Below are 26,358 nucleotides of genomic sequence, written 5' to 3'. Positions count from 1 at the left end.
CAGGGGGGAACGATAAATGGATACTCAGTTTTTAGTATCAACGTCGATTATTCTGTTGACGTTTGCGTTATATATCGGAATTGCTGTTTATAACAAAGCGAAAGCGACATCGGACTTCTATGTAGCAGGACGGGGCGTGCCGCCGATCTTTAATGGGATGGCTATCGGGGCCGACTGGATGAGCGCGGCTTCGTTTATTGGACTGGCTGGTACCGTCATGATCCTCGGGTATGATGGACTTGCCTACATAATGGGGTGGACGGGAGGATATTTGCTGTTAACCTTCTTACTTGCTCCCCAGCTCAGGAAATATGGACGCTATACGGTACCGGAATTCATCGGGGACCGGTATAACAGCCACACGGCCCGCGTTATTGCCGCCATCTGTACGATCATTATCAGTTTCACGTATTCTATCGGTCAGCTATCGGGTTCAGGAGTCGTAATCGGGCGTTTATTCGAAATCGATGCCAAAGTCGGTACGATGATCGGGGTTGTCCTCATCGCATTCTACGCAGCCTTCGGGGGGATGAAGGGGATCACGTGGACGCAGGTTGCTCAGTATGTTGTTCTTATTATTGCTTATTTAATTCCTGTTATTTTTATGTCCCTGCAAATCACAGGAAACCCCGCACCTTGGCTTTCCTATGGGGAACTGGTAGGGAAAATCGGGGAGCTCGATCGTGAGCTTGGGGTCTCGGAGTACTTTGCTCCTTTTACAAACGGTACGAAGTGGCAGTTCATGGCTCTCATGTTTACGTTGATGGCAGGGACCGCGGGACTTCCACACGTAATCGTTCGATTCTATACGGTTTCTACGATGAAAGCGGCTCGCTGGTCAGGAGCTTGGGCCCTTCTTTTCATCGGACTTCTCTATTTATCTGCACCTGCATATGCAGCATTTTCCCGTTTTATATTAATGACAAAAGTAGCAGGAAGCCCAATCAGTGACTTGCCTTCCTGGACGAAATCCTGGGTGGATACAGGGAAATTACAAGTTGCAGACACAAATGGAGATGGAATCCTCCAGTGGAAGGAAATTATCATCTCCAATGATATCGTGGTCATGGCAACACCGGAAATTGCGAATTTAGGCGTGTTCGTTATCGGTCTCGTTGCGGCCGGTGCCATGGCAGCTGCGTTATCGACAGCAGGCGGACTGATGATCGCAATATCGTCTTCCTTTGCTCATGATATTTACTACCGTGTATTCAAACCGAACGCAACAGAGAGAAATCGTCTGGCAGTTGCCCGTTGGTCGATCGTCATCGCGACGGTGCTCGCCGGGATCGTGGCACTCAATCCTCCAGGCGTTATTACTCAAATCGTTGCCTGGGCCTTCGCACTGGCGTCCGGAACGTTCTTCCCGGCACTCTTACTCGGAGTATGGTGGAAACGCTCCAATGCCCAAGGGGTTATTGCAGGGATGCTTGTAGGGTTGGGGGTGACCCTTACGTATATCTTCCTGGCAAGATCGGGTATTACCCTATTCGGTATCATTGATACGGGAGCTGGTGTATTTGGGGCAGCGGCAGCCACTATTGCCAATATCGTCGTGTCACTTATGACGAAAGCACCTTCTCAAAAGATTCAAGAAGAGGTAATGGATCTCCGTTACCCGGAACAAATGACCTTCAAAGACGGAGAAGTTTGGGTGAACGACGATGTCGACTTCAAAGCCTGACGGATCATTTCAAGAAGCTGTACTCCTTCATCCCTTCTTTAAGGGGATGGAGCGGAGTACGGCTCTTTCCCTTTTTAGTGAGTGTATGCGGCTTGAGGTGGGAAAGCATTCTACTATTCTGAAAAGCTTTGAACACCGATCAGGACTCTATCTTGTGATTAATGGAGAGGTGGAAGTGGTTGTCTCAAAAGAAAAAGATGAGATTCTTGAAATGATTTCTAAGGACGGGATCATCGGCTTGTCGAGTCTGTACTCTGCTCTGCATACATCAGTTGAGGATAGTGTGTATTCCTCGGTTGAGGTCAAGGCGAAGGAGGACTGCCTGCTCTGCCTAGTTCCATATACTAGTTTGCAAAACTATTGGAATGAACCTTATTTGAAGAATTTTTTATTGGAGGAAACATCGAAACGACTTCAGGATGTTTATTATTCCTTGTCGCAGCAAGTGGGAGTGGCGCACGGGCTTGAAGAGCGGACGACGATTCTGAAGCGTGTGGGTGATGTAATGACGAATTCAGTTGTAACTGTCAGGAGTGATAATTCCCTGAAGGATGCGGCTAGAGCTATGGGAGAAAACCGGGTCAGTTCTGTCATCATTCTGGAAAACAATCGCATCGCAGGAATCCTGACAGAAAGAGACCTCGTCTCCAGATGCCTTGCAAGGTCCGTCCCTCTCACCAAACCGGTAAACATGGCCATGACCCCCAACCCAACCGTCATCAACCGTGACGCCTATCTGTACGAAGCCCTCGCCACCATGATCGACCACTCCATCAAACACCTGCCCGTTGTCGGGGGCAAGGAGAGGGACGGACCTATCGTCGGCATCATCACCCTCCATGATGTAATGAAAGCGAACCATATAGGAACGCTGACGAGTGCAAGAAAGCTGGAGAACAAGGATTTTCCCCTGGAAAAGGTTAAACCCGTGGCAGAGTCGATGCTTACGAGCCTTTGGAAGGCACAAGCTCCCGTGTTTCACATACTCGATTTCATGTCGGGACTATTCGATCGTATTTATCAGCGAATCTTAAGGCAGGTTCAGGAAGAATTGTATCTGGAAGGACGGGAATGCCCTTGTTCGTATGCTTTTTATGTCATGGGTTCAGCAGGAAGGAAAGAGCAATTTATGCTGACCGATCAAGATCATTTCCTGGTTTATGAAACACATAGTAATGATGCGGTGGAATATTTCCATCTTTTTGCTGAAAGAGTCGTCGTTGCATTGGAAAAGGCAGGACTAAGTCTTTGTGACGGAGGAATGATGGCGAATCAGAGAGCATGGACAGGGAGTATGGGTTCCTGGCAGGAAAGATTGAGAGAATGGTCTGTCCATTCGTCAGAGGAAACCTTATTGAAGGTACAAAACTTCTTATCTTACCGTTTTTTATTTGGGGATGTAGCACTTCATTCAACATTTGAAGACGCGATTAAAGAGCAGCTCCGCAGTGCGAGAATATTATTGGTACGGCTTGCTCAAGTCGAAAAATCCAAGCAGGTTCCTGTTCTTCACTCCTCCATCCGTTCGATATTAGGTATGGATCGAAAAACAGTGTCCATTAAGAAAGACATTCTTTTTCCTTTTCATCATGCTTTGCAGATCTTGAACGCTGCTCATGGGAATACCTCAGGATCGACAAGAGAGAAGCTGGGCTTTTTGAAAGAAAAACGTTCAATTTCGTCGGATTATGCAGAAGAATTATCCGAAGCATTCGAGGAATTCATGAAGCTCTATATAGAGTTAAAGCGGAAAGGTCAAGGAGATACGGTACACTTCTCCTCACTCTCCACCCGCAAAAAAGAAAATCTATACAAGAGTGTGAAAACGATTCGTGAATTTCAACAAATGATGCTGTCTCATTACTCTTTAACATAGAAGGGATGTGAAGATCTTCATTTTTTCAAAGAAAAAGATCGAATGTCCGCTGCACTATGATTCAGTCCCCTTAAACTGTAAAATCGAAGACCTGAAGTTTGTTGTCTTTGATACGGAAACGACAGGATTCCGCGTCGGAGCGGAGGACCGGCTTCTGGAAATCGGAGCAGTTAAAGTAGAAGGGTATGAAGTAAAGGAAAATATCACATTTCAGACATTTTCCAATCCTCATCGACTCATTTCTCAGGAAATAATCCAGCTGACGGGAATTCAGTCAAAAGATGTCGAACAAGCTCCGGAAGCAAGGGATTCCATCCATGATTTCTTCTCTTTTTTAGAAGGAAATACCGTAAATTGTCTGGTTGGGCATTATGTTAGCTTTGATGAACTCGTGCTGAAGAGTGAACTGAAGAGAGCCGGACTTCATATACAGATGGCACCGAGTCTGGACACGCTTAATCTAATTGGATATCTTTCGCCCTCTTACGATATGAGAGATCTTGAGCGGTATGCCCAGTTGTTTGGGACTCGAGTGTACCCGAGACATCGGGCGGTAAATGATGCCCTTATGACGGCTTATTTGTTTGTGGAATTATTGGAGCTGTTAAGAGATCGAAAAGTGGAAACCTGGGGGGAACTGGTTCGGGTCAGCCGGGGTAATGGGTGAAGGTTGTCACATATGGGGTACATTCACGTGGACGATTTCCCTTCGAAAACCATGAGAAGGTCCGTCCCTAAGAGTGATTTTTCAGAAAATTTACCTCAAACCTTGTCCTTATTGTGTTTTTTGTGCATATATGTGGGCACAAGCTAATAAAATGATACAAACCTATCAAAATAGAGAGTGTTTGAGGTGAGGGATCGTCGTTATATCATTGATCATTAGCTGAATATTTGTTTATATGTTGTAACATCAGAAAGCTGCCGTGGTTTAAATAAGGCTTTCTGCCGCTTGCACATGGGTTAATATGCGCAAGGGGTCTATACTATTTCATTGATGCGAAAGCGAGTCTCATTTCACACTTCTCACATCCAATTTAGGGAGGTCGAGTGGTGTGCACGATTACATCAAAGAGAGAACAATCAAGATTGGTAAGTATATCGTGGAGACGAAAAAAACTGTTCGTGTAATTGCGAAGGAGTTTGGCGTGTCCAAAAGTACTGTCCATAAAGATCTAACAGAACGACTGCCAGAAATTAATCCAGAACTCGCAAATGAAGTCAAAACAATACTTGATTATCATAAATCTATCCGGCATCTACGAGGTGGAGAAGCGACGAAGCAAAAATACAAAAAAGAAGAGCTCCACAGCTAACCAAAATACGCCAAGCCCCATAAAGATGGGTCATGCTTGGTGTGTTTTTGTTTTTTGGGAGAATGAAGCGAAGCGATTTTGCCTGTTGAATTTTCGTCTTTTTTTAACGGTTAAATATTCATTGGAGTTTACCTGTTAAAAATCTTCCAAAGTTCAACAGTCTAATAAGTACGGTAATTTAACAGGTGAACAAAAACACCCGCTTTTACCAGGTGCAAAAACCACCCCATCCCACCCAACTTCACCAAACCTTAACACTCTTGTAACATCCTCCGCCAATATTCCTATACTTTTCCAAATAAATAACAAACTCAATACATTTTTTTGACAAAAAATATCTACCTTCGACATATTTATGGTAAAATAATTAATTAGGTGAAAGTTTTGACTTAACGTTTTTACGTAATGACATTAAGATGAAACCATAGATGAAATATGATGATGAATGTAAAAGAAGAAGGGAGAAACACAAGATGTTCGCGAAAGATATTGGGATTGACCTTGGTACGGCTAATGTTTTAATTCATGTTAAAGGAAAAGGGATTGTCTTGAATGAGCCATCGGTTGTGGCTTTGGACAAGAATACAGGTAAGGTATTAGCGGTTGGAGAGGAAGCGCGTCGCATGGTTGGGCGTACTCCTGGAAACATTGTGGCGACCCGTCCGTTAAAAGATGGGGTCATCGCTGACTTTGATGTAACAGAAGCAATGCTGAAGCATTTTATTAATAAATTGAATGTAAAAGGATTTCTTTCTAAACCAAGAATCTTGATTTGCTGTCCAACGAACATCACGAGTGTCGAGCAAAAGGCAATCAGAGAAGCGGCTGAAAAGAGCGGTGGGAAGAAGATTTATTTAGAAGAAGAGCCTAAAGTCGCTGCAATTGGTGCGGGAATGGACATTTTCAATCCAACCGGAAACATGGTCGTGGACATCGGTGGAGGAACGACGGATGTTGCGGTTCTTTCCATGGGTGACATCGTGACGAGTCAGTCCATCAAGATGGCCGGAGATAAGTTCGATCATGAAATCCTGAATTATATAAAAAAAGAGTACAAGCTTCTGATCGGGGAGCGGACAGCGGAAGATATCAAGGTGAACATCGGATCGGTATTTTCAGAAACCCTCGATGAAGATCGAAAAGAAATGAGCATCCGCGGCCGTGACATGGTGTCCGGTCTGCCACGCACGATTACCGTGACATCAACGGAAATCGAAGGGGCTCTTCGTGAATCAGTGGCAGTGATCGTACAGGCTGCTAAGAATGTCCTTGAAAAGACTCCACCGGAATTATCAGCGGATATCATTGACCGCGGAGTTATCTTAACTGGAGGGGGAGCACTTCTCCACGGCATGGATACCCTCCTTGCAGAAGAACTGAAAGTACCGGTTCTCATTGCTGAAAACCCGATGGATTGCGTAGCAATTGGGACAGGGTTAATGCTTGAGAATATCGATAAAATTTCCAGAAGAAGCATTATATAATTTTCTTTAATTAAAATATTGCAACAGTCATCCGATATAAAAACAGCTAACACAGTTATGAGGTGAAAATATGTTTCGCGGATTTTATACAGTAGCATCAGGAATGCTTTCGCAGCAACGCAAGACAGAAATGTTAACGAATAATATGTCAAATGCGAATACACCGGGTTATAAAGCCGATCGGGCATCGATGCGTGCATTTCCTGAGATGCTCATGGAGCGGATGGATTCCACGTCGATTCCGACAGAGAAACCACTCTCCCTTCCTTTTAACCAGAAAGTGGGGGCACTCAATACTGGCGTGTATATGCAGGAAACGATCCCTTCATTTCTACAGGGTGATCTTCAGGAGACAGGAAGAAGCTTGGACATTGCGTTACTAGACGTATCGATGCCTACCAATGAAGAAACGGGATCAATGGGATCGGTGTTTCTGGCGGTTGAAGGTGCGGATGGAATTCCACGCTATACACGAAACGGAAATCTGACTGTGAATGGAAACGGATTTCTCACTACGAACAGTGGTTTTTATATTTTGGATGAAAATGGCGAGCGTATTCATTTAGACAGTGATCAGTTCTCTGTTGGGGAGAAGGGTCAGATTCTTGTCGATGAAAATGTTGTGGCTACTCTAGGTGTAGGCTATTCAGAAAATCCCAACCGACTTGTAAAGCAGGGAGATGGACTATTCGCAACAGAAGGAAATGTACCTCTTCCCGATGCTTATGAAGAAGCCAATGTTTCTTTCACCACCAAGCAGGGATTCCTCGAAAGGTCCAATGTCGATGCATCTCGTACAATGACGGATATGTTATCTGCGTATAGAGCCTTTGAAGCGAATCAGAAAGTCCTGCAAGCATATGATCGAAGTATGGAAAAAGCAGCCAACGAAATCGGTCGTGTCAACTGATAGTTAAAGATTGTAAATGAATTTCGTTACTGAATACCTTATAATAGGGGGGAACACGTCATGAATCGAACGATGATTACAGCAACCAACACATTAGGTCAATTGCAGAAACAAATGGACATGATTGGTCATAATCTGTCGAACGCAGATACAAATGGATACAAGCGCCGAGAAGCGACATTCTCTGAGTTACTTGTACAACAGGTGAACAATCAGCGTGTGGAAGAGTTTGAAACAGGCAGACTTACCCCTCTTGGAGTAAGGGAAGGCAGTGGCGCAAAACTTTCACAATCTCAACTGATCCTGAACCAGGGTTCTTTGAAATCAACGGGTCGCTCGCTGGATTTTGCTTTAACCAGTGGGAGGCAGTTCTTTAAAGTCCTTGCTCAAGATGACAATTCAGGTGCCGTGCGCTATACGAGAGACGGAGCATTCTTTGTCAGTCCAACCGGGAATGGGGAAGCGATGCTCGTGAACGGAAGTGGATTACCGGTTTTGGATGAGAACGATAACTATATTACATTTTCAGAAGATGCGTCTTCTTTCCAAATGGGGGATAATGGAATCCTGACGGTTACGGGTGCAGGCGGCATAGAAGAGCAATTCAACCTGGGGATTGTCACGGTTGAAAAGTCTCAATTTCTACAGCAGTTTGGCGGTAATCTGTTAGGTTTTCCAGAGAACCTGGACGAACTCGGAGTTACGGAAGATGAAGTCGTAACGAATATCGTTGGAGGAGCACGCTCAGATATTTCAATGGTTCAGAATTCATTGGAGGCCTCGAACGTTGATAACAGCAAAGAAATGACGGACATGCTGAATGTCCAACGATCATATCAATTTCAGGCCCGCTCGATCTCCCTTGCAGATCAAATGATGGGCCTTGTAAATGGGATACGCTAAAAGGAGTTAAATGCTATGAGTGAAAAAGAGCTACTACGAGAAGAAAAAACAACAAGAGAATTTGTAAAAGCAGAAAAGAAAGCCAAGCAAAATGACGAATCCAAGCCTGCGCGCTGGGTACGCGTCCGCATGCTGCCAATCTGGCTGAGAATCCTTCTGTTCATCCTTCTTCTTGCAGGAAGTCTCGTACTAGGTGCCATCATTGGCTTCGCAGGCATCGGAGACGGCAAAGCAGCCGACGTCTTCAAAGCAGAAACCTGGCAGCACATTATTGATATCGTTATGAAGAAATAACTTATTGAGAACTTTTTGAGGGACGGACCTCGGAATATTTAGCTTTTGGGGCAATGAATCCTGATATATTGGGGTTTCGTTGGGGATGGAGCTTTATATTCGAGGTCCGTCCCTCTTTTCGATCGCAGACAAAGTAGAGGGACGGACCTCGATTTTACGCTCATATTGAACAAAGAACCTTGATATATCAGGATTGAGATTTTAAAGAAAGTCTGTTTTCGAGGTCCGTCCCTCTCTAGACGTCCCTCTCCTGTTGCTATTCTAAGCACAATTTCTGTACAATAAGGTGTACATACATATTGGTAGGAGGAATTTTATATGCTTGATATTAATCAAATTAAGGAAATCATTCCCCATCGTTATCCGTTTTTGCTGGTGGATCGAATTTTAGAAGTGGAAGAAGGTAAGAAAGCGATCGGGATTAAGAATGTGACGGCGAATGAGGAATTTTTCAATGGGCATTTCCCTGATTATCCTGTTATGCCTGGCGTGTTGATCGTAGAGGCTCTCGCTCAGGTCGGCGCTGTTGCCATGCTGAAAGTGGAAGATAACCGTGGACGTTTAGCTTTCTTCACTGGCATTGATAAATGTCGATTCAAGCGTCAAGTAAAGCCGGGAGACCAGCTGAGACTTGAAGTCGAAATGATCCGTTTTAAAGGGCCGATCGGTAAAGGAAAAGGCGTGGCGACGGTTGATGGTGAGGTCGCTTGTGAATTAGAAATGATGTTTGCTTTAGGAGATAAACAATAAAAAATGTGCAAACTGGGCTTGTTGTGATTCGTTCACTTCAGGCCCAGTTTTTTGGTTAAACTTCTTCACATGTTCAAAATAAAATTCACCCAAAAAATTTCACTCAAAATGCAAGTAATTTCAATTTCAGGGAATGCTAACGAAAGACCAACGTAACGGTCTTACATTAACTAACGTACACGTTAGAAAGGAGAAATACATCATGAGCAAAAAATTATTATCAATTCTTGGTGGTTCAGCACTTGCTGCCATGCTTCTTGTAGGATGTAACGTAGATCAGGAGCCTCCTCCGGAAGATGAGACACCAACAGAGGAAGAAGTGCCGGAAGATGATGGCATGAACGAGAATGACGATATGGGCAATAACGAAATGGATGAGTCTCAGGATAAGAACGTACCAGGGGACAAAGATGCAGCGAAGGATGAAAACACACCTGAAGAAGATGCTGTAGAAGATGATTTGGATATGCAGGATCAGGATAAGAAGGACGAGTAATAAATGGCGCAGAGGCAATTTAGCTTCTGCGCTTTAATTTATTTTTTTAGCATTAATGATATAACGTTCCTTTGTGCTTGAAAGATATTCAAAGGGATAACAAGTGGAAAGGGTAAGGATTTCTTCCGGGGAAGTTGGCTCAAGTACTGAAAGCTCAGTCTCATCCACAACCAAAGTTTCATAAATCTCATATTCGTGGACCCCGGTTTCCATTTGTACAGTTAACCGATCTCCTTTTTGAAGTTCCCCCATTTTTTTAAATACGGTATCACGGTGGCCAGCTAGAAAGATCCGATTTTTCTGACCTGGTAGAGCGGTTGTAGAATAGTGACCAACTCCTTTTTCTAATTCATCTTCATTGGTCCCAGATAAAATGGGAACTTCACGCTTTAATTTAGGAATAGCTAAAATACCTATAACATCGCCAACTTTAAACTCATTTTTCATTTTTATTGAATCAAGATTATCTGAGTTTTCTCCAAGATCATTCAGAATCATACTTTTTGCCTCTTTTATGGATTCTAACTGAGCCTCTTCGTGCTTTATTATTTCCGAAACAGCAAAAATGGAACAGCCTAATCCTGAGAGAAGAAGTATAGATCCAAGCATCAATAGTAATTTATTCATTGATATACCTTTTCTTTTTATAATGTACAAAAGAAAGGAATTCGTGAAATTCCTCCTTGGTTAAACCCTGCTTAATAGCTTCTTCAAGAAGTTCAATCCACTCTTCGCCAAGCATACCCCCTTTTTGAGGCGAAGAAATAATATTTTCTAAAGGGGTATCCAAAGTAAGTGAAATTTTCATTAAAACTTTAATAGAGGGATTTTTTTGAATTCCCCTTTCTATGGAGCTGATATAAGACTTAGAAACATTAGATAGAAATGATAGTTCGTTTATTGTTAACCCCTTCTGCTCACGCAGATACTTTATTCGCTGACCTACCATGAGTATTACTCCCTTTATAATCATTTTATTCATTATATAGAACATTTTGTTATTTATAAAATACAAAATAGTTAATAAATTAAAGTAATTAGAAGGAAATGAACGATAAGTGTTTCTTAGACAAGCAAATTGGATGTTTTTAATGATTTTCAATTAAAGGGAATATTCTTATAATGAATTATATAGTTCTTTAAAGAGAACAATGTTTTTTTATCACAATTCAATCATTTGTAATACTACGAACCCTTCTAAACCACTATGGTCCCAATTTTAACAATAGCTATAGGATTACTACCTATTTATCTAAACATATTCATTAGAAAAGAGAGAGAAACATTTTGATGAAATGAGGTGATGTAATGTATAAAAAAACATGCACACGCTGTACTCGACCATCCTTTAGTAGTACGGAAACTGGTTCCTGGATTTGCCCGAGCTGTGGGTTTGATATATCCAATCATGCATTCTATTATCCTAGCGATTACCAAAATATTAATGAAAAAGTCCTGCCACTTAGAAAAAAGATAGAAAGCTATAAACGTAGCATGTATTCTTAGTCATTCGACATATTCCATCCAAATCACCTGTGAATTCAAATAAAATTACCGTTATTAGTTTCAGTATGTCATAATTTAGGTTATTTTGTAGGAAAAAAGTGTAAATTAAATTGACGGAATTGACAAGAAACAACATACTAACAGGATATTTATTAGTATAATCTAATTAGTTCGAAGGGAATAGTCAGACAAAGGCAAACTTATTGAAAAATAAGGACGCAAAGTCACAGATCTAAGGTTAGAAAATAGGCATATCTTCGTGACTATAGGTAATATAATAGATTGAAATTTAATCAATAAGAAGGTGTGATTATTTGAAGACTACGATGGCTGGATTGCCTGAAATACATACATGTATTTTAGGAGGGTATTATATTGACAAATCGTGAACTTGATCTTGAATGGATGGAACTAATTAAACAAGCTTTAGACGCCGGAATTTCTAAATCAGAAATCAGGGAATTTCTTCAAAACCAGCCCCAGGAAGTGAAAACCGAGTACAAAGTGATTTAATATAAATAAAGTCTTGTGAATCCTTCGCAAGACTTTATTTATTGCCTAATTTCCACTTGTTAAATTCAATGAATTCCCTGAACTGCTCCTTGGTAATTCCAGAATCCATGGCTTCTTCTGCAATCTTAATCCACTCATGATCGATATTTTGATCTTCTGGTTGATCATGTAAAAGAGCGTCCATCGGAATTCCTAGGGCACCTGAAACTTTCTCAAGGAATTGGATAGAAGGGTTTTGTTGAAGGTTACGCTCTATTGAACTCAAGTATGACTTTGCAACGCCGGCTTTATCAGCAAGCTCTGTCATGGACATGCGTTTTTCTTGTCTGTATTTCTTGACTCTTTCTCCAATCATAGGGAACACCTACCTAAGAACTTCATATAAGAAGTCACAATATTAATACAATTATATCATAAACAGATAGTATGAATAACTTAATTTCATACAACTAAGTACTCGGCTTTGCAGTGGCCGGAATCCTTGGCTTCGATACCATTTTCTCACGGAACTCACGGATTAATTCTTCCCCCGAATATCCTTTTCGTACTAGGTCATCAAGGAGTAATTCTGCATATTCATTCCTCTGTTTTTTCAATTTCCCCTCAAACATAATACTGATATGCTCATCCATCTCTTTAATACAACGGATTGTAGTCATGAAAGCAGCCGGGTCATTGGCTTTATGGGAAATCACGACCTGGATTTCCAAATCTTCCTTACGTTGTTGAGCCTCTTGAAAGAACTCAATATATTCATTAGACAAGTACGTTTCGACAAGCCATGTACTCTGTCCATCCTCTTTATTAATAATCAGACCGTCCACTATCTCAAAGTCATGCAGTTTATCGTTCTCCACTACTTGCAGTGAAATAACTTTAAAGGTTTTCATGAACGAACATCTCCCATTTAAAGGTTTTATAAAATTATATCATAGTAGGAATTGTTTCCCTAACAAATTCCCCGAGGAAAAAAAGGACGAAAGATGCAATTTTGTGATTTTGACCCTGATTTTGATCAAAAACCGGGAAATCTCCCTAGGTGAATTTCCGAAATTCAAGACATTTTCGCCTCGAATTTCGGAAATTCACGATTTTACAAGATGAGACAGAAGATTGTAAGATGAAAACAGCTTAAGAGAAAGGAGGAAAAATTTCAATTGATCAACCAAGTGACCCTCGTTGGAAGACTGACCAAAGATCCTGAAACAAGAAAAACATTGGAAGGAAAATCGATACTTAACGCTACGATAGCTTTGAATCGTAACTACAAGAATCAAAAAGGTCAAATTGATACAGACTTCGTGCTCTGCACCATATGGAACCGGGCTGCAGACAACACGGAGAAATACTGCCGGAAAGGATCTGTCATTGGTGTCACCGGTCGAATCCAAACCCGCTATTTTGATAACGATCAAGGAAAACGTACGTATGTAACCGAAGTCGTCGCTGAAAATGTCCGATTTATGGACAACAGACGGGAAACCGCGGATGCCCCCGAGCCAAGCAAGAAAGAGCCAATCGAATTACCGTTTTAATATTTTTTAAAGGGAGATGGAGTTGTGGCCACACTGCAAGATCTTGAACAAAGGATTGACCGAATGGAAAAGTTAATAGAAGACCTCATTAAAAAGGTAGCAAGAGCGAACGTTGAAAATTTCTATTTATCTCAACGGGTGACAGCCCTTGAGCAAGGGTACGAATACCCCAATCCTGTTTTGAAAACCTCGTCATAAGTAAAACAACCTCACCCAGAATTCTTTCCATACGAACAATCCAACCAAACTTATAAGCAGCTGTCTCAAAGTCCAATGGTCATCGCAACATGCCCCAAACATGCCTCATTAGAAATAAACAAGTGTAGCAGTGAGTCAAGTAAGTAGTCGTTCCCCTTATTGTCTTCGTATAGAGTCGGTTTCCTTTTTGGAAGCCGGCGTTTTTTTTTGATTTGGAAAAGATCGATTGAATTAGATCTTCGCACGTGGTGAACGATAATGATTCCTGTTGTTCACATTTTGGCACGAGTTTCGTGGAAAGTGGCTCAACAAACGTTGAAAGTGGAACAACAAAGTCCAGAAGTGGCACAAGTTCGTTCGAAAGTGGCGCAACAAAAGGAATCGGCAGATAAAACGTATTTATTATTTCAATTATATTTGTAAAAGATTCGATTCTAACCTTAATTTATCAAACCCCATTTGAAATAATCCGACAGCGCAGCCAATTTCACCCCACACCTACAAAAAACCTCTTTCCCAAAAAAGGAAAGAGGTTACATACAACTACTCCAACACCAACAACGACTCCAAATCCTGATCCGACAATTCCGTAACCCATTGATCACTTCTGATAATCTCATCGTTCAATGCCTGCTTTTTCGTCAGCATGGCATCAATTTTTTCCTCCAGTGTACCTGAAGAGACCAGTTTATGAACATGAACGAATCGCTGTTGTCCGATCCGATAAGCACGGTCGGTTGCCTGATTTTCTACTGCCGGGTTCCACCAGCGATCGTAGTGGACGACGTGGTTGGCTGCGGTCAGGTTCAATCCGGTTCCACCTGCTTTCAGTGACAATAGGAATACGGGGAAATCGCCATTCTGGAATTTCTCCACGAGTTCATCGCGTTTTCCTTTGGCCATGCTGCCGTTCAGGAATGGGACATCGACGTTGAATTCTTCTTTCATCACTTCCTGGATCATTTCGCCCATTGAAATATATTGAGTGAAGATCAGGCAAGCTTCTCCAGACTCTAGAGCGGTTTCCACGATATCCTTCAGCTTCTGCATTTTTTCAGAGCGGGAGAGAATCGATTTTGGATCAGGTTCTTTTAAATAGAGAGCAGGGTGGTTACATAGCTGCTTCAACTGGTTGAGCATCTGCAGAATTAATCCTTTGCGCTCAAATCCACTCAATGTTTCAATTTTAGCAAGAGTGTCTTTCACCAGCTGCTCATAGAGTGCCGCTTGCTCAGCGGTCAGGTGACAATATTCTTTCTGCTCCAGTTTTTCAGGCAGATTCAATTCCACTTCGGGATCTTTCTTTGTACGACGCAATAGGAACGGCTTGATTTTTGCCTGAAGTTCTTTGACTTTTTCTTCGGATTCATCCTTCTCAATCGGAGCGATATAGTTTTTCTGATACTGAGTGAAACCACCGAGGTACCCGTGGTTAAGGAAATCAAAGATCGACCACAGTTCGGACAACCGATTCTCCATCGGGGTACCGGTTAATGCAATATGATGCTTCCCACTAAGTTTACGGATCGCCCGGGATTGTTTCGTATTGGCATTCTTGATGTTTTGTGCTTCATCAAGGGAAATCGATGTCCAGACGACTTCCGATAACTCTTCAAAATCGATGTGGGATAAGCCATAAGAGGTAAGAACCACATCTACGCCTTTTATCTCGGCGGCAAACTGATCACCTTTCGACCGGGTCGGTCCATAATGAAGGTGGACCTTCAAGTCCGGAGCAAATTTCTCCAACTCACGCTGCCAGTTTCCAAGAACGGAGGTAGGGGCAACGATTAAGGAAGGTGTTTCCGGTTTCTCGGTTTCTTTTACATGCTGCAAGTACGTAATCAGCTGTACCGTTTTTCCGAGTCCCATATCATCAGCTAGACAAGCGCCAAAGCCGAATTTACGCAAAAAGAGCATCCAGCTCATACCCAGCTTCTGATATGGACGAAGCTCGCCTATAAACGCGTCAGGTGTTTCCGTTAAAGGAATTGATGACACATTTGTCAGCTGGTGAATCATCTTTTTCATAGACCGATTGAGTTCCAGCTGGATCTTGGCATATTTATAGGGATCATGCTCGTCGTCATCGGGCTCCAGATCCGATTCATCCGAATCGCGGGGAACCAGCTCCTGCTCCAGCATATCCTGGATCGATATCCCTTCCTGCTTCGCTTTCGTCATCATTTGCTGAATCCTGCGAATCATGGCAGGGTCAAGCTTCATCCACTGACCGCGGATCTTCACTAAGCGTCGCTGATTATCGACGAGTTGATTAAAGTCATCCTCTGACAGATTGACTCCGTTCATGGATAATCGCCAGTCGAAATCAAGCATGGCATTCAATCCTACGAATGAAGGACGATAGCTTGTATCCGTGTTTTTTAGTTTGGCTTTGACCAACACCTGAGCATCCTTCATTGCTTCCCACCAGGATGGCAGGAGGATTTCAATGTCCAAGTCGATAAGCTTCTCACTTAATACGGATAGGAAATCCCAGGCATCGTGCTCACCAAGAGCCGTGCGAAGGGAACCATCCACATCACTGAGGATCGGCATCATCTTCATCCAGCGTTCCTGTTCTTCGGATACATCAGGGAGATGCTTTTTCCAGGAAGGAGGAACTGTGTCTTCAGCCAGTGAAATGACGCGATTCGTTTTCTTGCGGTCTCTGAGGATCGTCTCAAGCTCCCAGGACTCATCCTCATCAAGAGGCTCAGAGATCCTCAGGCCAATCGAAAACGGAAGTTCCTCATCCTCGCCGGCAATCCATTCACTCCAGCGCTTCTCATCGAAATACGCATCCAGCTCTTCAGACGTAAGAGTACTTTCCTTCAGCTTCTGAATCCTCTTCATCGCACTCGATCCACCCGAAGCCATAGCCTCATTCAACGCACCCTGAAACCAATTCTCCGTTAATGATTTGAGGGACGGACCTCCATCAGGAAGCTCTTCCTCCCAGAACTCATCATTAAAATTCGACCAGACTTCATCGGGGATATGAAACTGCAACCCTTTTTCCTGCCATTCCTCGAAACGGGGCAGCCAGCGACCGGCTTCCACAGCTTCGTAGATCACAGGAGCAATTGCTATACACGCCTGCCCGGTTTCGTCCCAGTCCCATTGGATCATGCTGCTGAAATGCTCACCGGCAAGCAATGTGAGAAGCTGCCACTGAGTCACCGCAATTCCGTTTGCGGAATCCTCAAGAAGTGTCCCGTAGTAACTTTCTTCATGCCAAAGAAACAGCTGACCCTTCCATTCTTTTGGAGGCAGAAGTTTTCCTTCGTCGTTTTCCGCAGTGATGAAGAAACGGTCTTCATATTCAGTTGTGTTGACGTTGATTTTTACGGAAGACAGTTTAAGCATCGATTAACTTACCCTTTCTGCACTCTTCTTGGAACGCACGTAATCGCTTGTATTTATCTAAAATGTAGGGGAGATACACATCCCATTTATCGGTTTTCTTCGTCTTTTTATAAATCGTCCGGATTTTTTTCATATAGCGGACCGCAAGCTTATAGCTGTCCCGGTTTTTCTGATCGATCGCATCCATTACCCCGGCGTAATAGATCGGAAGGGCAAGCTCAGGCGCTTCCTTCGTCACATCGCGGAGGCCCATGCCTTCCATCTCCTGAATGCTATAGCTCATATATTTCTGCAGCTCCACCCACTCCCGATAAGCCTTCGCGCTAATGAGATACTCATTGTACGAGAAGAAACTGTATGGAAGCATGGACAGGAGGAGTTCATTGACAAGGGAACTGTCCTTTTCCATCAGCCAATCCATCGGCAGGATCCTTACAAACCAGCGAACGAATCGGGTCGCTTCATAATAATCGAGTGTTTCCAGGTGATCCGGCATCCTGGATAAAATATTGCGCACAAGAAAGAATCCCACTTCGTAACGTTTCCCTACGAAAAATTTACGCAGCCAGAATTCACTGAACGCGACCAGCTCGGTTCCCAGTTCATCCACCACTTCACTTGCCTTGTTCAGGTCTTCAAGGAGTAAATATTGATGGAGGATGGCGACGTTGTAAAAAATGGAGTCCTGCGCGTTGCTTTCTTCTAAACGCGCAACCTCTTCACGGCGCCACGACTTCTGTTTAAACAAGTAATACCATAGGAAGCGGTACACTTCGGCTTTCACCATCGTACTATTTTCTGTGGAATCACTCATTTTAATCGTCTGCTTCTTCAAAAAAGCAATGTATGGATCGAAGCTGAATGGCATGGCATGAATCGACAATTTCTCAACCGCGTCTTCCATTTCCCCTAACAGAAAATCATACATGCTGTACTGCTCACGGCTCAGCTCTACATTCCTCTTTTGTAAATAAAGATCAATGTGAATCGACAAATAAAAGGTAGCAAAGAGTTGATAAAGAGGCTTCCATTCCCGTTCGAATGGAGCTTCCTTCATGAAGCGTTTCGTTATATTTTGAACGAGGACATCCATCAAATAGGGCTGTCTTTCAAGTAACTCCAAGTCTTCCTGCTTCAGAAGAGAGTTAAAGAATTGCCACCATTCCTCAGGCGTGTTCCCCCGCGTTTTCCGTTCATTTAATAGATCGCTTGCTTTCTTTAGGGCACCGGTACTGCTGTGCTTCTTTAATAAATCATCCAGTGTCTGGGATTCCTGACTAGGGGGAGCCGACTGACTCCGCCAATTCTGGATCCACTCACTGACCCGTCCAACCTTGTTATATAACATAAAAAAGGTCGCCATTTGATGCCGGCACCATTTATCCTGAGGACACGAGCACTTACTTAAAAGAGGGAACGAAAAATTCAGCTCAAGGGTCACAGGCGTCACATCCTGCACCTCGGCCGTCACTTCTTCATCACGGACCTTAACGTTCGAAACCAGATTCTGACGGAACAAAAGAAGGCCCTTCGACACGACATTCTTGCTCTCATCCTGATTCGGATCCAGCTCACCCTGTATCGACTGACTCATGGGAAGTAACTTATCCTTCAACTCCTGAATACGAATCGACATCAACCAACCTCTCCAATCTATAAAATCGCATTCTTTTATTATAACGCAAAAGGAGGGGGAAAAGGAACATGGGGCGGGGGAAGTGGTGGAAGCGGGTGAGGTGTGGGTGGAGGAGTTTGTCGAATTGTGTAGTGAGACGGGGGAGTGGTATGGATTGTTTGAAGGCAGTGTGGGATTGGAAGGCTTGGGAGAGCGAAGGCGATAATATATTTAGAAAGTCGATAATATATGATCCCAACTCGATAATCAAATCCTCAAAGCCATAATAAAATTTGAAGATGAGTAAAAAACATACAAAACGTTGCTTAGTACCGGTCGATGGAGGTGGATTTGAAAATAAAACCTCCGAATTTGAAAATAAAACGACAGAATTAACTCAAAACCTCACCAATACCCGCATTATCCCTCCACATGCACATAAAAAGTCTCCCCATCATAAACATTCACACTCTTCAGCCTCACTTTTTCACCATTTCTCCAATAAAAATTCTTATTTTCAGGAAAACGCAGCTCTTCATCTCCATGTTTCGCAACCATCACAGGATTTTTCGAGGTCCGTCCCTCGATCTTCACCTTATAACCTTTTTCACTGTAAAATTCCGCACCATCCACATACCAGGAAGCAAATTCACCTGAAGTTAATGAAAGTCCGAGATACTTAGAAATCACTCTGGGTATATCTGTATTTTCAATAAGACCCACAGGCTTACCAGGGCCGTACGCATATAAAAAGACATCCTCACCTGTGTGTCCATGTGTCGTAAAACCAAGATTGGCCCGCTTCGCTATCAATTTCACCATTTCGTCCTCTAAATCCTCTACTTTTTTAGAAGCATCCTCCATCGCACAGAATTCTTTTTTACTCAAATTCCCTAACCCATAGTTTGAAAGAACCTCTTTTAAATTTGAACGATCCTCCTTAAGCTGAGAAACGGCACCCTTTACAGTTAGCTCAGCTTTTTTTAAAGGCTTCACAAATTTCTCAACAGGCTGATTTTTATAATCCCCGTTTGTACCCTGATTCCCAAGTGTCAGCCCGCTATTTCCGTGATCGGTCACGGCTATCACCATCGTATTTCCGTCCTCGCGAGCGAATTTCAACGCTTCCCCGACAGCATCGTCAAAGCTAAGCACTTCACTGATCATCCCAACAGGATCGTTTTTATGAGCAGCCCAATCCACTTTACTGCCCTCGACCATCAAGAAGAATCCCTTCTCGCTTTGTGAAAGTCTGTCGATTGCCGCTCCAGTCATCTCCGCAAGTGAAGGTTCATCAGGCTTTAACGTCTTTCTGTCCATTTCATAGGCAATGTCCTCTTCAGCAAACGCACCCCATAATTTAGAAGAGCCTTTTCTTTTTAGAAGTCCGTCCCTCTTCAAAACCAAATCATAGCCCTCAGAACCGATGACCTTCACGAGATTTTCTCCATCCTCACGACTGACTTCCTTTGTTTTAAGCATGCCATCATCGTTTTTCACGTGGTCTTTGGATTTCGGTTTCAACCAGGCGGCCCCTCCACCTAAGATGACGTCGAGATCCTGATACACCTGTTGTTCGCCGATATCTCCAAATTCATCACGGTTCAAGACATGGGAAGTGAATGCAGCCGGAGTGGCATGCTGGACAGGTGATGTTGCTACGATACCGGTCTTGTAGCCGGCCAACTTGGCACCTTCAAGGACGGTCAAAACGGGACGTCCATCCGGGTTCATTCCTATGTAATCAGCTTTCGTCTTCATACCGGTGGCCATGGCCGACCCAGCTGCGGCGGAATCGGTAATCGCTGACTGAGCTGAATATGTCCGGGCGCCGCCGACCAGAATCTTATCAAGTTGAAGGTCCGTCCCTCGGTACCAACGTGACAAAGTGACGATGTCGGAGTTGGTGCCGTCCATGATGAGGAAGATGACGTTTTTCTTGGGTGGGGTTGGGGCTGCGAACAGGCAGGTGGGTGGGAAGGAGAAGGCGAGGAGGGAGAGGAGAATGGTTAGGATGATGAGGCGTTTTAGTGTATTCATGGTGAGCGCTCCTTTACGTGAGTGATTAACCATAGTATTTGTTGGTTGAGAAGGAGTATGTATGTTTCATTAGAAAAAGCACTGAAGGAGGTAGGGCTTGTTGAAAGCAAATCTGTTTAAACAAAACGACCATAAAAAAGGCCAGCTCCTAAAAAGAGCCGGTCCTCAGTTACTTACGCTCCAAAATCCCAAGTAACAAATTCTCCAAAATCGTCGGACGATCGAATTTTTTCAGGTCTCTCAGTTTCACTTTATCCCAATCAAGGGCAGTGATGAAAGTAGCTCCTTTTTGTAGAGCAGGGATTTCACCAGGGTATACGATATAGTATTCGCCGGCCCTTACACCAGATTTGATCTGCTGCTGACCGTTTACCTGCAGGCCAGTTTCGACTTTACGCTTCTCGACTGTGCCTTTCTTAGTTAAAATCCAGATATATTTTGAATCGCCATCTTTTTCAATGGCTGTTACTGGCACAACCCATGCACCTTTAACCTCTTCTGTAATAATTGATAAGAAAACATGGTGTCCTGGTAGAAGCTCATTTTTCGTGTCCTGGAGTTTCACCTCTACAGGGTACAGGCTGTCGGTCTGGATGTGTGGGTCATTTTTAGGCAGGGTGGCCACCTTGGTTACGATCGCTTTTTGAGTCTTTTTTTCAACATCGGATTGGACCGTTGCGTTCATATTTTCTTCTACAGTCACGATTTCTTTTTCCGTAAGATCAGTCGTTACAATGGTAGACTGTGAGGCGATCGTGATTAATGGATTATCGATCGCGTGGGAAAGGTCTTTGATTGTACCTTCCACACTGCTTTGAACAGTTAATGTTGTTTCATACGATTCGATATCTGTAATTTGACGCTCGAGATTATCGATTTGACTTTCTAAGCGGTCGATTTCCAGCTCTTTAGCGGCGATTTCTTTTTTTAGATCATATTCCGATTGAAGGGCGCTAGCATTGATCGGAATTTCTTTTTCGTCGGTTGAGCTGGAAGGAAGAGACGATTCTATACTCTTCAAATCTGAAATGTTTTCTTCAATATTCTCAATCTCGTCTTCTAATTTACTAACCTCTGATTCTAATTCGCTTTTTTGCTGAGTTTGATCAGTTACTTCGTATTCGTAGAGTGGTGTCCCGGATTTAACCTGGTCCCCTTCTTTTACGAGGAACTTTTTAAACGAACCGAATTCGTCGTTGAAATAGAGGTAGTTTTCCTCTTCGGAAGCGACAACCCCGTCTTTAGAGAGTTTTTTTGTAAGATCCCCTTTATTAACAGGTTCCCATTCTGCTACACGGACTTCCCGGTCGACTTTACTGTTCGCTTTTTCAATGAGATATGTGTTGGCACCTATAAAAAGGAGCGACACAGTGAGGGTGCTATAGAAAATTGTACGTTTCTTCATGAATGTTCACAGCCTTTTGATAGTTAGAGTAGAGTTGAAATACTTATATAGGCCAATAAGGCATTTAGAGACCAGATGAAAAGGTTTGTAAGGAGGATCACCAACCAGATGATCCAATTTTTCTGACCGGTTAATCGCTTGATTCCCTTATATTGAATGAAAAACACCCACGCTTTGAAAAGAGAGAAGCTCCCCATTAAATAAATAACATATGCTTTGGATGTAACATATTGGGTTATAACCCCCAACGATAGTGGGGAAGAGTACCATTCAAGTGAGAAAAAGAGCGATAGTGGTATATAGGTAAGCTGTTCAAGTAGTAAAACCATCAAAACTATGCCTTGTGTCATAACAAATTTTCGATATTCGCCTTCATCAGAAATGGTCCAAAATATGAGTGAACAGAAAAAGAGGACGATTGCTGCATAAAGCAGTCCACTTAGAAGCCTACCTAAGAAAAATAAGAACTTTTCTAATTCATAAGTGATTGATGAGAGCGAACTGATTTCTTTAGAAAGAGGATCCATACCGATCCCGAAAGATGAAATGAGACCAAAGACAATAATAGACAGCCATAGGAGTTGAAAAACCTTTTTTCTATATCCTTTTACAGCCTCCATGTCTTTGAGTTGATAAAAGAAGAATGATGGCTTGATTAAACCTCTGAAAAGTCTGACTTCTTTATGCATAAAGTATAGTCCCCCAACTAGAATAGATTCCATCTCCTATTCTATCGGAATTTATCGAACTTTTCCATAAATTGTAGAATGACATTTGAACTAAAAAAAAAGCGTCGAATGGACGCTTTTAAATTTGGTACGTGAGAAGTGTCGTACCTGCTATTAGGATGACCGTAAATAAAAATATCCCTGCATACATCCACTTTTTCTTTGTTTTCTTTCTAATATACATTTCTTCTGGGGTCAAAAACGACAAATACAATCCCTCCTGGTTTGGAAGCTGGCTGGCATGGTTAGCCCCTATAGCTTTGCGTCATCACCTTTCGATGATTTTGCCATTGTTCAGAACCATACTTTCATTGTATCGACATATTACGCCAGATTGTAATAGGTAAATAAGCCTTATTTATTGGAAAGTGTTTTACAAAAATCTATTGGAAAGTGTATTTTTTTGGTATTATATGTAGTAATTGATGTTTGAAATTTTGTATAATTGTGTAATAAAGTGAAAGAAACTGTTTTATAATGTAGGAGGTTGTCTTTTTTTGAAAGGAAACGTTAGTAAGGAACAATACGTTCTTTCTGTTATCCAGAAGGCTTATGACAAGGGTCAACAGGGCGATATGGATACAGATAAAATGATCGATTGGCTAAAACAAGAATTACAAACTGGATATGCTTTAAATCAAAATCGAAAAGCGCTGTAGAATCCTAAATGGGAAACTCAGCGCTTTTTGGTTTTTTATTGAGGGACGGACCTCTATTGAGTGTTCTCGAGGTCCGTCCCTCTTGAAACCCTTTTACCAATCCTTCATCGTCTGGTAAAGGGGATTGACCTGGGTGATGAATTTTTTTTGCTTTTTCTGTGAAGAAGGTTAGGAATGATAATGTCCGTTCGGATTTTGGGTAATCTCGAAGGATCTTTAAGATTTCTCTATTTACCTCGTCTTCGAAGTTTTCTCTTAGAAACATGGGATTGTGACTATTACCAGAACCGCCACTTTCTTCGCCGTACATAAATCGGTTCATCTAATGGATGGGGGTTTTATACACTTTTTTAAAGTGAGAGGCATTTTGTAAGGGGTGACATTAGTTCCGTTTTTATAGTTTGATAAGGTCTATGATTGATATTTAAACGGTGTGGCTTCTCTCTGAGTAAGCCCATTACGCGATTTGAAATATCTTAATTTGTTAAAAATAAAGATAGTTTGGAAAAAGTATACAAAATTACATTAAAACGTATTAAAATGTAATTAGAATTGTAATTTGTCGAATTGGGGGTAAAGGTGGAAGATGGAATGGGAGATCAGAACAAAGGGAGAAAAAATAACGTTATACATAAAGGAGAAACGAATTCCAGTTTAATGGGTAAGGTCAAATGGATACCTTTGAGGTCAGAGTCAAATCTGGTATTCAGTACTAAACATAACGGTAAACAGCGTGTGATCTACTATTCTCAAAACAGCTTTACCAGCGAGGGAACAAACAGAAAAGATTACCTACTAATAGATAGAATAGAAAAATAAGGGTGAGGGACTAAAGATGAGGGGGACGGACCTTTAACGGTGAAATTAAAGACAAGCAGCCTGATTTAACGTCTTTTGTAAATTTCCAGAGGTCCGTCCCTCAAAAAAAGAGGATTTTGAGGAGTTATGTCGAAATGGTATATGTATGAAATTTAGTTCAAATCAAGAGGAGGAGTGATGTTATGGCACGAACGCCCCGGGATTGGTGTCCGGGAGCCACTTATCATGTGACGGCGAGAGGAAACAGAAAGCAAGACTTGTTTCATGACATTGAAGACCGAAAAAAGTATTTATCCTACCTGCAGGACACGAAAGACCAATACCCTTTTACTATTCACGCTTACTGTTTAATGTCCAACCACATACATCTTCTGATCGAAACCCACGAAGTGCCACTTGAGAAGATCTTCAGAATTCTTCATACCCGTTATGCTGTTTATTTGAATAAGAAATATGATTATGTCGGACATGTTTTTCAAGGAAGATATCGATCTACTAAGATTGATACCCCTGACTATTTTATTAAGGTCAGTAGATATATTCATCAAAATCCTGTCAAAGCCAAACTCACTGTCGTCCCCGAGTATTATCCTTGGAGCAGTTACCCCTCATATGTTCATACCATCGACAATCCACTTCTCTCAAAGGAGAGGACCCTGGCCTATTTCCCAGATTCAGAAGTGAAGCTTTATAAAGAATATGTAGACAAAGAAGAAGAGAAGGGACCAAACAAGGAATTCGATATAAATACAATTAAAATTGTAAAAAAATAATATATTTTTGTAGAAATTTAAAGGAAATAAGATGTTTATGTCGAAATTCATTTTTGTAGGACCAAATTCCTATACCGAGGAGGAGAAAGAATGAATAAAGACTTTATATTGGTGTTTGAGGATTTTCACGTTTCAAAAAGGAGTATCAAGAAATCGAAAAAACATTTAGTCGTATTTCAAGGTCAGCATTATTACAATAAGTTAGTCGTTGTGAATCAGCCACCGGGATTTTCCCATGCACTAGAAAGCATCATGTACTCCGATAAAATACTTGAAACAGTCGGGTTTACCTCTTTGTTTGCCGTTCCAATCGATCGTAATCATTCCATCCCATTTAAGTTTGTCCGTATAGGTGATAAGGAACCAAAGGATTGTAAGGTTGTACTGGAAAAGCGGGATGGAGTGGAGCAATTGAATATAAGATCTTTATACCCTATTGTTGACCGTCTTTCTAATGAAGACAAACAGGATATTCTATCCTACCTAAGCCTAAAGTCTGGTGGCGGAACAGTCACCTATCTCATGAACAACCCCCAAGTATTCAAGGGCAAAGGTAAAAAACAAGAAGAGTAAAGGAGGAATGAGGCGAACCTAAATTGAATAGGTACGTCTTTTTTAGCTCTTTTTCGTGTAGTTTCGTTTGATTTGAGGGACGGACCTCCAACCGTTTAACTAGGGAACACCTCCTTTGCCCTTGCGTAAGATGTACCTCAAAACCCTTTACCACGCTACCAAACTACCTCTCTAAGTTTCTAAAATCACCACTTTTTTCGTTGACCTCTTATGAATCAGACCATACAATATAAGTAGTTATTAGTATTTTTAGAATTTTCACGTAAGGTGCGAATGCCACTTGGATAAGACAGATCATACTCGTATCGGAAAGAATGCCATGCTTCTTCTCCTCGTAGACAAAGAGGAAGAAGAATGGAATCGTCATTTTAATGAATTGAATTGGAGTTACTGCACCGGGAAAATCGGATCAATGGACAGTCAAAAAATCGTGGCTGCGATTGAAACAGCAGCAAAACGAAGTGATCTTGTTCGTGAAGATTTGTACCGGGAAATGCACGCCTTGTATCACGCCATCATGGAGGCTTTAACGGGTGTGACCCGCGGCCATACACAATTAGGTGAGATCCTGCGTACTGTGGGATTGCGCTTTTCGGTTGTAAGAGGCACGCCATATGCAAGTGAAGAAGAAGGCGAATGGATCGCAGTTGCTCTATACGGAACGATTGGTGCGCCAATTAAGGGGCTGGAGCACGAGACAATTGGACTTGGAATTAATCATATTTAAATTAGAGAGCCTAGAGATATTAGTTGAAAGGAGGCTCGACCAACGGCAGAAGTCTGTCTTTGGTCGGGTCTCTTTTTGTGTGGAATTTTTGGGGGCAACATGGTGCTTTAGGGAGTGGACAGTGAAGATTTGGAGGTCCGTCCCAGAGTGGTTTAAAGCGTAAAAGAACGAAATAACAAAACTAG

At 42.3% G+C, this 26,358-nt stretch carries 28 protein-coding genes and 2 riboswitches; of the genes, 18 read left to right on the top strand and 10 right to left on the bottom strand.

Annotated elements, in window-relative coordinates; translation table 11 throughout:
* Positions 1 to 16: 16 nt before the first annotated feature.
* From ACYH0O_RS23760 to ACYH0O_RS23715, 10 genes are all read left to right on the top strand, one after another.
* On the top strand, positions 17 to 1,684 hold the full coding sequence (locus ACYH0O_RS23760; RefSeq protein WP_482630594.1) for a sodium:solute symporter family protein: 1,668 nt from the start codon (positions 17 to 19) through the stop codon (positions 1,682 to 1,684).
* Entirely contained in the window at positions 1,665 to 3,560 is a 1,896-nt protein-coding gene (locus tag ACYH0O_RS23755) for a DUF294 nucleotidyltransferase-like domain-containing protein (protein ID WP_482630593.1), read from the top strand. The genes ACYH0O_RS23760 and ACYH0O_RS23755 overlap by 20 nt, the downstream gene beginning before the upstream one ends.
* Before the next feature lie 7 nt (positions 3,561 to 3,567).
* Positions 3,568 to 4,227: a 3'-5' exonuclease gene (locus ACYH0O_RS23750; RefSeq protein ID WP_482630592.1), complete on the top strand. Its 660-nt coding sequence runs from the start codon at positions 3,568 to 3,570 to the stop codon at positions 4,225 to 4,227.
* 388 nt (positions 4,228 to 4,615) lie between these two features.
* The gene (gene spoIIID / locus ACYH0O_RS23745) at positions 4,616 to 4,876 is read left to right on the top strand and encodes a sporulation transcriptional regulator SpoIIID (RefSeq protein WP_032086905.1); all 261 of its coding nucleotides are present in this window, start codon (positions 4,616 to 4,618) and stop codon (positions 4,874 to 4,876) included.
* A 473-nt stretch (positions 4,877 to 5,349) separates the two neighbouring features.
* A complete protein-coding gene (gene mreB, locus ACYH0O_RS23740) occupies positions 5,350 to 6,360 on the top strand; it encodes a rod shape-determining protein (protein WP_149154796.1) in 1,011 nt (336 codons plus the stop codon).
* Between the two features lie 70 nt (positions 6,361 to 6,430).
* On the top strand, positions 6,431 to 7,270 hold the full coding sequence (locus tag ACYH0O_RS23735) for a flagellar hook-basal body protein (RefSeq protein ID WP_482630591.1): 840 nt from the start codon (positions 6,431 to 6,433) through the stop codon (positions 7,268 to 7,270).
* Between the two features lie 60 nt (positions 7,271 to 7,330).
* Positions 7,331 to 8,173 carry a flagellar hook-basal body protein gene (locus tag ACYH0O_RS23730; protein WP_482630590.1) on the top strand — a complete coding sequence of 281 codons (843 nt, stop codon included), beginning with the start codon at positions 7,331 to 7,333 and terminating at the stop codon, positions 8,171 to 8,173.
* A gap of 15 nt (positions 8,174 to 8,188) precedes the next feature.
* Positions 8,189 to 8,467 carry a DNA-directed RNA polymerase subunit beta gene (locus tag ACYH0O_RS23725; protein ID WP_482630589.1) on the top strand — a complete coding sequence of 93 codons (279 nt, stop codon included), beginning with the start codon at positions 8,189 to 8,191 and terminating at the stop codon, positions 8,465 to 8,467.
* A 318-nt stretch (positions 8,468 to 8,785) separates the two neighbouring features.
* Positions 8,786 to 9,217 (top strand): 3-hydroxyacyl-ACP dehydratase FabZ, encoded by a 432-nt coding sequence (gene fabZ, locus ACYH0O_RS23720; RefSeq protein ID WP_149154792.1) that lies wholly within the window; start codon positions 8,786 to 8,788, stop codon positions 9,215 to 9,217.
* A gap of 202 nt (positions 9,218 to 9,419) precedes the next feature.
* Positions 9,420 to 9,713, top strand: coding sequence for a hypothetical protein (locus tag ACYH0O_RS23715; protein WP_149154791.1), 294 nt, complete (start codon positions 9,420 to 9,422; stop codon positions 9,711 to 9,713).
* Between the two features lie 33 nt (positions 9,714 to 9,746).
* Here the strand turns inward: ACYH0O_RS23715 and ACYH0O_RS23710 are convergent, their stop codons facing one another.
* Together ACYH0O_RS23710 and ACYH0O_RS23705 are read right to left on the bottom strand one after the other, a co-directional pair.
* Entirely contained in the window at positions 9,747 to 10,340 is a 594-nt protein-coding gene (locus ACYH0O_RS23710; protein WP_482630588.1) for a class D sortase, read from the bottom strand.
* Positions 10,333 to 10,662, bottom strand: coding sequence for a helix-turn-helix domain-containing protein (locus ACYH0O_RS23705; protein ID WP_482630587.1), 330 nt, complete (start codon positions 10,660 to 10,662; stop codon positions 10,333 to 10,335). Before ACYH0O_RS23705 ends, ACYH0O_RS23710 begins: the two co-directional genes overlap by 8 nt.
* Positions 10,663 to 11,402: 740 nt before the next feature.
* Positions 11,403 to 11,562: riboswitch (cyclic di-GMP riboswitch) on the top strand.
* A gap of 32 nt (positions 11,563 to 11,594) precedes the next feature.
* On the opposite strand from ACYH0O_RS23705, the gene ACYH0O_RS23700 reads away from it, so the two are divergent.
* Complete coding sequence (locus tag ACYH0O_RS23700) at positions 11,595 to 11,732, top strand: anti-repressor SinI family protein (protein ID WP_482630586.1); 138 nt, start codon at positions 11,595 to 11,597, stop codon at positions 11,730 to 11,732.
* A gap of 34 nt (positions 11,733 to 11,766) precedes the next feature.
* Here the strand turns inward: ACYH0O_RS23700 and ACYH0O_RS23695 are convergent, their stop codons facing one another.
* On the bottom strand, positions 11,767 to 12,087 hold the full coding sequence (locus tag ACYH0O_RS23695; protein ID WP_149154788.1) for a helix-turn-helix domain-containing protein: 321 nt from the start codon (positions 12,085 to 12,087) through the stop codon (positions 11,767 to 11,769).
* 94 nt (positions 12,088 to 12,181) lie between these two features.
* The gene (locus tag ACYH0O_RS23690) at positions 12,182 to 12,622 is read right to left on the bottom strand and encodes a YwpF-like family protein (RefSeq protein ID WP_482630585.1); all 441 of its coding nucleotides are present in this window, start codon (positions 12,620 to 12,622) and stop codon (positions 12,182 to 12,184) included.
* Positions 12,623 to 12,889: 267 nt separating this feature from the next.
* Here ACYH0O_RS23690 and ACYH0O_RS23685 point away from each other — a divergent pair, with 267 nt between their 5' ends.
* The 3 genes from ACYH0O_RS23685 (at position 12,890) to ACYH0O_RS23675 (ending at position 13,888) form a co-directional block, all read left to right on the top strand.
* A complete protein-coding gene (locus ACYH0O_RS23685; RefSeq protein WP_482630584.1) occupies positions 12,890 to 13,267 on the top strand; it encodes a single-stranded DNA-binding protein in 378 nt (125 codons plus the stop codon).
* A 24-nt stretch (positions 13,268 to 13,291) separates the two neighbouring features.
* Entirely contained in the window at positions 13,292 to 13,465 is a 174-nt protein-coding gene (locus tag ACYH0O_RS23680; RefSeq protein WP_482630583.1) for a hypothetical protein, read from the top strand.
* Between the two features lie 258 nt (positions 13,466 to 13,723).
* Positions 13,724 to 13,888: a hypothetical protein gene (locus ACYH0O_RS23675; RefSeq protein WP_482630582.1), complete on the top strand. Its 165-nt coding sequence runs from the start codon at positions 13,724 to 13,726 to the stop codon at positions 13,886 to 13,888.
* Positions 13,889 to 14,008: 120 nt separating this feature from the next.
* Here the strand turns inward: ACYH0O_RS23675 and ACYH0O_RS23670 are convergent, their stop codons facing one another.
* From ACYH0O_RS23670 to ACYH0O_RS23645, 6 genes are all read right to left on the bottom strand, one after another.
* Entirely contained in the window at positions 14,009 to 16,834 is a 2,826-nt protein-coding gene (locus tag ACYH0O_RS23670) for a DEAD/DEAH box helicase (RefSeq protein WP_482630581.1), read from the bottom strand.
* Positions 16,827 to 18,470, bottom strand: coding sequence for an SWIM zinc finger family protein (locus ACYH0O_RS23665; protein WP_482630580.1), 1,644 nt, complete (start codon positions 18,468 to 18,470; stop codon positions 16,827 to 16,829). The genes ACYH0O_RS23670 and ACYH0O_RS23665 overlap by 8 nt, the downstream gene beginning before the upstream one ends.
* A 399-nt stretch (positions 18,471 to 18,869) precedes the next feature.
* On the bottom strand, positions 18,870 to 20,489 hold the full coding sequence (locus tag ACYH0O_RS23660) for an alkaline phosphatase (RefSeq protein WP_482630579.1): 1,620 nt from the start codon (positions 20,487 to 20,489) through the stop codon (positions 18,870 to 18,872).
* A gap of 169 nt (positions 20,490 to 20,658) precedes the next feature.
* The gene (locus ACYH0O_RS23655) at positions 20,659 to 21,894 is read right to left on the bottom strand and encodes an efflux RND transporter periplasmic adaptor subunit (RefSeq protein ID WP_482630578.1); all 1,236 of its coding nucleotides are present in this window, start codon (positions 21,892 to 21,894) and stop codon (positions 20,659 to 20,661) included.
* A 23-nt stretch (positions 21,895 to 21,917) separates the two neighbouring features.
* Positions 21,918 to 22,583 (bottom strand): hypothetical protein, encoded by a 666-nt coding sequence (locus tag ACYH0O_RS23650; RefSeq protein ID WP_482630577.1) that lies wholly within the window; start codon positions 22,581 to 22,583, stop codon positions 21,918 to 21,920.
* Between the two features lie 118 nt (positions 22,584 to 22,701).
* On the bottom strand, positions 22,702 to 22,830 hold the full coding sequence (locus ACYH0O_RS23645) for a hypothetical protein (protein WP_262481637.1): 129 nt from the start codon (positions 22,828 to 22,830) through the stop codon (positions 22,702 to 22,704).
* A gap of 16 nt (positions 22,831 to 22,846) precedes the next feature.
* A riboswitch (cyclic di-GMP riboswitch) is annotated at positions 22,847 to 22,921 on the bottom strand.
* 198 nt (positions 22,922 to 23,119) lie between these two features.
* Between ACYH0O_RS23645 and ACYH0O_RS23640 the strand changes: the two genes are divergently transcribed.
* The 4 genes from ACYH0O_RS23640 to hutP all read left to right on the top strand — a co-directional run bounded on the left by ACYH0O_RS23640 (position 23,120) and on the right by hutP (position 26,173).
* The gene (locus ACYH0O_RS23640) at positions 23,120 to 23,281 is read left to right on the top strand and encodes a YwzD family small protein (RefSeq protein WP_188048402.1); all 162 of its coding nucleotides are present in this window, start codon (positions 23,120 to 23,122) and stop codon (positions 23,279 to 23,281) included.
* 1,001 nt (positions 23,282 to 24,282) lie between these two features.
* Positions 24,283 to 24,873: an REP-associated tyrosine transposase gene (locus tag ACYH0O_RS23635; RefSeq protein WP_482630576.1), complete on the top strand. Its 591-nt coding sequence runs from the start codon at positions 24,283 to 24,285 to the stop codon at positions 24,871 to 24,873.
* A gap of 90 nt (positions 24,874 to 24,963) precedes the next feature.
* Entirely contained in the window at positions 24,964 to 25,446 is a 483-nt protein-coding gene (locus ACYH0O_RS23630) for a hypothetical protein (RefSeq protein WP_149154779.1), read from the top strand.
* Positions 25,447 to 25,726: 280 nt separating this feature from the next.
* Entirely contained in the window at positions 25,727 to 26,173 is a 447-nt protein-coding gene (gene hutP / locus ACYH0O_RS23625) for a hut operon transcriptional regulator HutP (RefSeq protein ID WP_262481635.1), read from the top strand.
* Positions 26,174 to 26,358: the final 185 nt, after the last annotated feature.

Source organism: Rossellomorea sp. H136 (genome assembly GCF_056838065.1).
Note: the sequence above shows the minus strand (reverse complement) of the source record. Positions and strands in the feature narration are given on the sequence as shown.

Bases quoted from the DNA above. Each gene is read 5' to 3' on its own strand.
- ACYH0O_RS23760 (WP_482630594.1), top strand. From the start codon at position 17: ATGGATACTCAGTTTTTAGTATCAACGTCGATTATTCTGTTGACGTTT.
- ACYH0O_RS23755 (WP_482630593.1), top strand. From the start codon at position 1,665: ATGTCGACTTCAAAGCCTGACGGATCATTTCAAGAAGCTGTACTCCTT.
- mreB (WP_149154796.1), top strand. From the start codon at position 5,350: ATGTTCGCGAAAGATATTGGGATTGACCTTGGTACGGCTAATGTTTTA.
- ACYH0O_RS23735 (WP_482630591.1), top strand. From the start codon at position 6,431: ATGTTTCGCGGATTTTATACAGTAGCATCAGGAATGCTTTCGCAGCAA.
- ACYH0O_RS23730 (WP_482630590.1), top strand. From the start codon at position 7,331: ATGAATCGAACGATGATTACAGCAACCAACACATTAGGTCAATTGCAG.
- ACYH0O_RS23725 (WP_482630589.1), top strand. From the start codon at position 8,189: ATGAGTGAAAAAGAGCTACTACGAGAAGAAAAAACAACAAGAGAATTT.
- fabZ (WP_149154792.1), top strand. From the start codon at position 8,786: ATGCTTGATATTAATCAAATTAAGGAAATCATTCCCCATCGTTATCCG.
- ACYH0O_RS23715 (WP_149154791.1), top strand. From the start codon at position 9,420: ATGAGCAAAAAATTATTATCAATTCTTGGTGGTTCAGCACTTGCTGCC.
- ACYH0O_RS23710 (WP_482630588.1), bottom strand. From the start codon at position 10,340: ATGAATAAATTACTATTGATGCTTGGATCTATACTTCTTCTCTCAGGA.
- ACYH0O_RS23705 (WP_482630587.1), bottom strand. From the start codon at position 10,662: ATGGTAGGTCAGCGAATAAAGTATCTGCGTGAGCAGAAGGGGTTAACA.
- ACYH0O_RS23695 (WP_149154788.1), bottom strand. From the start codon at position 12,087: ATGATTGGAGAAAGAGTCAAGAAATACAGACAAGAAAAACGCATGTCC.
- ACYH0O_RS23690 (WP_482630585.1), bottom strand. From the start codon at position 12,622: ATGAAAACCTTTAAAGTTATTTCACTGCAAGTAGTGGAGAACGATAAA.
- ACYH0O_RS23675 (WP_482630582.1), top strand. From the start codon at position 13,724: ATGATTCCTGTTGTTCACATTTTGGCACGAGTTTCGTGGAAAGTGGCT.
- ACYH0O_RS23670 (WP_482630581.1), bottom strand. From the start codon at position 16,834: ATGCTTAAACTGTCTTCCGTAAAAATCAACGTCAACACAACTGAATAT.
- ACYH0O_RS23665 (WP_482630580.1), bottom strand. From the start codon at position 18,470: ATGTCGATTCGTATTCAGGAGTTGAAGGATAAGTTACTTCCCATGAGT.
- ACYH0O_RS23660 (WP_482630579.1), bottom strand. From the start codon at position 20,489: ATGAATACACTAAAACGCCTCATCATCCTAACCATTCTCCTCTCCCTC.
- ACYH0O_RS23655 (WP_482630578.1), bottom strand. From the start codon at position 21,894: ATGAAGAAACGTACAATTTTCTATAGCACCCTCACTGTGTCGCTCCTT.
- ACYH0O_RS23650 (WP_482630577.1), bottom strand. From the start codon at position 22,583: ATGCATAAAGAAGTCAGACTTTTCAGAGGTTTAATCAAGCCATCATTC.
- ACYH0O_RS23635 (WP_482630576.1), top strand. From the start codon at position 24,283: ATGGCACGAACGCCCCGGGATTGGTGTCCGGGAGCCACTTATCATGTG.
- ACYH0O_RS23630 (WP_149154779.1), top strand. From the start codon at position 24,964: ATGAATAAAGACTTTATATTGGTGTTTGAGGATTTTCACGTTTCAAAA.